Source organism: Pseudanabaena sp. SR411 (assembly GCF_002251945.1).
In the GTDB taxonomy this organism is placed as follows: domain Bacteria; phylum Cyanobacteriota; class Cyanobacteriia; order Pseudanabaenales; family Pseudanabaenaceae; genus Pseudanabaena.
Genome location: NZ_NDHW01000085.1, coordinates 1 through 4713 on the forward strand (window position 1 = coordinate 1; position 4713 = coordinate 4713).

The following is a 4713-nucleotide window of genomic DNA, read 5'->3' on the forward strand; positions in this document are numbered from 1 at the left end:
CAGTACTATCACTTACTAAAGAACTTTGACAATGTGAAGAGGTTATTTGAGTTAGTCACTCATCTTCAAGTCTTTTGCTTTGAGAAGATTTTTAAGTATGGCTTTTTTCCACAACTCATTTAGGATTGCTATAGCTCTTGTAACTCTCGTTTGAGTTGGTTAAGTATTGGAGTAATGCTTGTTAAAGTGATGTTCATTTTCTAAGGGAATTAACGATAAAATTCTTTGCGGTGTAATGTGCGAGTGACTTTTACTATGTTGTCAGAAATTTCTGTTTTTAATCCTCTAAAAAAGCTATAGATTCTGTATGGGAATAAAGAGGAGTACTTTTACCTTCATCCATTGCTTTATTGAGACAATAATCTTCTATAGCTCCGCTAAGATTTTCTAGAGAGATGTTGTCAATGGGTAAAAGTTGTCGCCAAATCTCGATGGGGATGACAACTGCGGTAGGCTGTCCTTCTTGGTTGGTTATATACTCAAGGTTTAATAGGGACATTACATTTACCTTAGTGAATATCTTTCATGAAATCTGCTTTCATTGTATCAAAAGTATTTATGTTACTCATGCGCTTAACTATCCTCTTAAATCGTATCAACTATTTGAGTATTCATTGTATGTTTTCTCCAAAGGCTTTGTTAACTCTCTCAATTTGTTTCGGTGCTTCCATTTGTGCGAAAAGTTCTAGTGCTTTTGCTTTGTATTCTTCTGCTTGGTCATGTTCTCCCATTGCCTGATATGTTAGCCCAAGTTGAAGATATGCTTCTGCAAGATCACAAACAGCACCTATTTTATTCAATATTTCAATTGATGAAAGATGGCTTAAAACTGCATTTTGAAAATCTTTCTTTTGACGATACATCTCAGCTAACCCATTGATTGCTTTACCTTCAACTTGTCTATAGTTACTTTCTCTAGCATATTTGATAGCATTGTTAAACATAAACTCTGATTTTCTGGAATCACCAAGAGTTTGGTATGCCATACCAAGAAATAATCTACTGTATCCTTGTGTCCATGAATCGTAAGAAGGCATTAAAACTGTTCCATAGCATAAATCTGCTAAAGAAATAGCCTCATCACTCATTCCAATTTTTGAACATATTAAAGCTAGTGTAGAAACTATATTACTCATAACTTCATTCTGGAATCTTCCATTTTCCACATAGTTACCATGCTCTGCAATAGTTAATATCTCTTGATGAAGATATTGAAAAGCACGAAAAGCTTCATCAAGCTCTAAAATTTCTATATAACAAAGACCCTGATTAAATAAAGAATGCCAAACTAATCTTTTTGTCCAAAAAATCATATCTGGCGAAGAGTCATCTTGTTTTAATACTTGTTTAGGGCACTGGTTGTTAAAGAAGTGATGAATAGCTACAAGGCTTATCCAGCAAGGATTTATGGTGATTGAGTAGCAAGGTCGTGAAAAGCTTGCCCAGAGATACTTTGAGAGGCTTATCCCTCTTTAACAGTCCAGTGCCCTTGTTTAGCAAAATTGCTAGACATTTGATGACATTCAATTGCTGGATGTATTTTCCCAGTAAGCCAGTATAAATCACCTAGAGTATTATATATATGAGTGAGAATATAAAATGATTCTGTAACTTCTTTTATTGACTCTATTGCATCAATTGTTTTTTGAAGAAAACCTAATCTATAAAGTGATTTACAAAGTTTTTCTCCATTATCCCATCGATTTTTCCTCATTTTTACTAAAACTCCACCTGCGAGAGAGAAATCTTTTATTTCACAATAATGATAATATGCTTCAAATGCTGTTAAAGCTTCATCAACTGTTTCAATTTCTTTTATTCTATCTGTCCAAAATTCGGCAACCTTATAATTTGCTATTCTCCAATCTATTTCATTTCTTAATAATCGCAGTTTGGCAGCTTCTCTGATGGCAGGGTGTAAATAATATTCACCTTTCACTTCATTTAGAGAACTTTTACTTAAGAACTCAATAACCCCCGTTCGTAGAAAGTCAGGGACATCCCATAACAAACAAATCAACCCTTCAAAAGGCACAGTTTTTACATCCTGATAGCGATAGCAACCCATCCGACAGAGCAACTTATAAGCATCAGGTTGATTGTCTCGCAACCAATCCATTTCCACAGAAATCAAAGTCTCTAGTTCCGAATCCGCCAACAAAGCATCCTTGTATCGACTCCAATAGGCTCCAATATTGCCATCAAAACGGTTCTTAATCGCACCATGCAGAATATCCATTACCTTCGCGTTACCGTTATAGGCAACACACATCTGCAATAGCGCCTCCGCCTCTACCCCATTCTCGCAATCATGGAAATATTGCCACCATGCAGCAATGTCTAGCCCCTCCAGTGAATATTCATGTACTTTAGCTCTTGTAGCAATCAGCGATCGCCGACTGGTGATCAGCGTAAACGAAAAGACATCGCGATCGCCCAACACTGCCAATAAAGCATCATAGCCGCGCAACTTCTCCCGAAAGCGATAATTCTCATCTAGCGCAGGTTCGAGGTTATCGATTAGCACTCCAATAGGATTTGCCCGATCCGCTAACTTCTCTCGCAAAATATCCAAATTAATCCCAAAATCCCGACTAGGCTCCTCATCAAAATCCTTCCGCAAGATTTGCGACACCTTCTCTTCCGCAGGCGTAACGTTCCTCGATTCCAACCCCATCTCTATCCGAATCACTTTTTTAAACTGCGTCTGCAAAAACTCCCGCGCTAATGTAGACTTGCCAACACCTGCACCAGCTTTGATTAAGACGATTTTGTATTGCTTTCTCAGGTTTGTGAGATCAGTTAGATCGCGATCGCGTCCAATAAACTCAAGGGGTGTTAATTCTGGGGAGCGATTGGGGGTAGATATATTTGGGGGATTAGTTGAGGTTTGTGGGCGATCGCTAACTTCCCCATCTACCCAATCAGGATAAACATTTGGATGCACCTCAAAATCCAAACAATACCTACGAAACAAAAGCACAAGATGCTGACGTTGCTCCTTTTTACCCTTTGCATCCGTACCAAAATGTTTGCAAATCTCGCCAATTTTGCGCGTAGCCGTTGAGCGATCTTTATCTAAAGCTTTGGCAATCTCCCCATCAGACTTTGCTTCAACTAACCACAATTGCAACACCGCCCATCGTTCAGCATTAGCAGGGCTTTTCAGTTCTTCAAACTTATCCGAAAATTGCTGTTTGTTCATTTTACCCCGTCGCTAAACCCTTAAAGCTGACACTACCTATGATACTATGAATATATGGGAAAGTTAAGCAAACTAATCCAAAAATTTTTAGCAAGTCCGCCAGAAGTCAGATTTGAGGAAGTCCGCACCATGCTTGAAGGATTAGGATTTCACGAGGCGCGGTCAAAAGGCAGCCATCATATTTTTTCGAGACGAATCGGGGAGACAGTTAACCATCCCCAAAACAGGCGGGCAGAAAGTCAAGCGCACATATATACAGAAAATTGTAGAACTTCTCAATTTAGAGGACTGGAAAGATGACAGTAACTAAAACCAATAAATCAACTTCTCAACGTCAGTCCTTAGACTATTACCTCAAACTCACTTATCCCATCACTTTCTATCCCGATCCTGACGGTGGATATGTTGCCGAAATCAAAGATTTAAACGGCTGTCTTTCTCAAGGCGAAACTATCGAGGAAGCCGTTACCAATATCAAGGAAGCCCGTGAACTATGGATAGAAACTGCCTATGAATACGGTGATGAAATTCCTTTACCTAGTTCCGAATCTGAATATAGCGGTAAACTCATGCTGCGGATGCCCAAAGGTTTACATCAGCGCCTAGCCACTCGAGCCAAAAGCGAAGGCGTAAGCCTCAATCAATATCTCCTCTTCCTACTCAGTTCCGCCACGGGTAAATCTGCACATTAGTTCTAAGCAATTGCACATTCATGCACAAATTTTATGCACATTATCTAATCAGGTGCAAATTTGAACATTCTAAGATTTTTGAATTTCAATCCATTATCTTAGTTTCAACTCGAAAGAGCGAAAAACAAACAACCATTAGGAGGATAAATCTATGTCTGATTCAGCAAAGATTAACACTGGCGACAGCATCTATGGTGGCAAATATGCCGATTTAAGTGTTGGTGGTAAGACCTATACTGGTCGAGGCTCTACTGAGTCTAACGCTATCCAAGCTGCTCAAGCTGCCGCTAACGCTGACAAATCGAAGAAGAGCTAGATTTCTTTTCTAGTAGCTTTTAGGGACAAGGTTATTCAATCGCCTTGTCCCTTTTTGGTTAAGTATTTGGGACATTAACGCATATGCTGAAGTTCACGATCGTACTTTTAAAGTATTTCGGATTTTTCATTTTTGGTATATTTCTCGCATTCCCAATATCAGCCATGTTTGGCGCGATCGCCCTATTCCTCTCTTATCTCCCCCTCATTTGGGAAATCCTTTGGCGGACAGGATTAAGCTTGATGATGCTCACAGCGATCGCCTTATTCTTGCAAGCGTTGAAAAACTGAACAAGCGATCGCTATAACGATTGATGAGTACAGTACGAGCATCCCATTTAAAACCAGCCAAAGAGATTAGATGTAGAAATAGAATTGAAAACTGCATCAGTAGTATGAAGATGAAGATTGTCTATGACTACAAGCATTCCCCGATTCGCTCATCTAGGTAAATAGGTGGAAGGAGGGAAAAGAAGCCGACGCAGGAAGTCAAAATCAATC

The 4713-nt window shown here is 39.2% G+C and carries 7 protein-coding genes; 4 read left to right on the top strand and 3 right to left on the bottom strand.

Features of this window, described 5'->3' with window-relative positions:
- Positions 1–277: 277 nt before the first annotated feature.
- The 3 genes from B9G53_RS08250 to B9G53_RS08260 all read right to left on the bottom strand — a co-directional run bounded on the left by B9G53_RS08250 (position 278) and on the right by B9G53_RS08260 (position 3205).
- A complete protein-coding gene (locus B9G53_RS08250) occupies positions 278–499 on the bottom strand; it encodes a hypothetical protein (RefSeq protein ID WP_094531068.1) in 222 nt (73 codons plus the stop codon).
- 112 nt (positions 500–611) lie between these two features.
- Positions 612–1313: a tetratricopeptide repeat protein gene (locus B9G53_RS08255; protein WP_094531070.1), complete on the bottom strand. Its 702-nt coding sequence runs from the start codon at positions 1311–1313 to the stop codon at positions 612–614.
- A 149-nt stretch (positions 1314–1462) separates the two neighbouring features.
- On the bottom strand, positions 1463–3205 hold the full coding sequence (locus B9G53_RS08260) for an ATP-binding protein (RefSeq protein ID WP_094531073.1): 1743 nt from the start codon (positions 3203–3205) through the stop codon (positions 1463–1465).
- A 129-nt stretch (positions 3206–3334) separates the two neighbouring features.
- On the opposite strand from B9G53_RS08260, the gene B9G53_RS28980 reads away from it, so the two are divergent.
- From B9G53_RS28980 to B9G53_RS08275, 4 genes are all read left to right on the top strand, one after another.
- Positions 3335–3505 (top strand): type II toxin-antitoxin system HicA family toxin, encoded by a 171-nt coding sequence (locus tag B9G53_RS28980; RefSeq protein ID WP_369682998.1) that lies wholly within the window; start codon positions 3335–3337, stop codon positions 3503–3505.
- Positions 3502–3897: a type II toxin-antitoxin system HicB family antitoxin gene (locus B9G53_RS08270; RefSeq protein ID WP_094531075.1), complete on the top strand. Its 396-nt coding sequence runs from the start codon at positions 3502–3504 to the stop codon at positions 3895–3897. The genes B9G53_RS28980 and B9G53_RS08270 overlap by 4 nt, the downstream gene beginning before the upstream one ends.
- A 151-nt stretch (positions 3898–4048) precedes the next feature.
- Positions 4049–4213 (top strand): hypothetical protein, encoded by a 165-nt coding sequence (locus B9G53_RS27280; protein WP_176453147.1) that lies wholly within the window; start codon positions 4049–4051, stop codon positions 4211–4213.
- Between the two features lie 83 nt (positions 4214–4296).
- On the top strand, positions 4297–4503 hold the full coding sequence (locus B9G53_RS08275) for a hypothetical protein (RefSeq protein WP_094531077.1): 207 nt from the start codon (positions 4297–4299) through the stop codon (positions 4501–4503).
- Positions 4504–4713 lie beyond the last annotated feature (210 nt).